The following is a 625-nucleotide window of genomic DNA, read 5'->3' on the forward strand; positions in this document are numbered from 1 at the left end:
CGTGCACCGCACCGGCGACGGCGGCAGCGTCATCTTCGGCCTGCAGAACGAGCGCGAATGGCAGGCCTTCTGCGAGAAGGTGCTGGACCAGCCCGGCCTGCTCGAGGACGAACGCTTCACCTCCAACTCCGGCCGCGTGAAAAACCGCGCCGAACTCACCGCGCTGATCGAAGCCCGCTTCGCGGCGATGACGGTAGCCGAGGTCGAAGCACTGCTCGACGCGGCGCAGATCGCCAACGCGCCGATGAACGACATCGAAGCCGTCTGGAACCATCCGCAGCTTGCCGCGCGCGGGCGGTGGCGGGAAGTGAACAGTCCGGGCGGCGTGATCGGGGCGCTGCTGCCGCCGGCCAATCTCTCCGGCGTCGAGCCGGTGATGGGGGATATACCGGCGCTGGGCGCGCATAGTGCGGCTATTCTTGCTGAATTGGGGTATTCGGAAGGGAGGATTGGGGAGTTGAAGGAGAGGAAGGTGGTTTAGTTTTTTTGGGTTTTGGAGGTGCGCTTGTGGCTGTGGGTCTGGCGGCTTGGGTTTTGTGGGTGGGTCATTTGCACTGTTTGGCTTCAAGGTTGGCTTCGGCTTCGAAGTTAATGGCTTTAGAGGCTTTAACTTCAAAGTCAACTT

1 protein-coding gene is annotated in these 625 nt (G+C 61.9%); it reads left to right on the forward strand.

The window, feature by feature from the left end:
* Nucleotides 1-481, forward strand: a 481-nt coding sequence (locus K206_RS0132815; protein ID WP_020206538.1) for a CoA transferase, incomplete at its 5' end; no start/stop codon positions are given.
* Nucleotides 482-625: the final 144 nt, after the last annotated feature.

The organism is Cupriavidus sp. WS, assembly GCF_000395345.1.
Lineage (GTDB): Bacteria > Pseudomonadota > Gammaproteobacteria > Burkholderiales > Burkholderiaceae > Cupriavidus > Cupriavidus basilensis_B.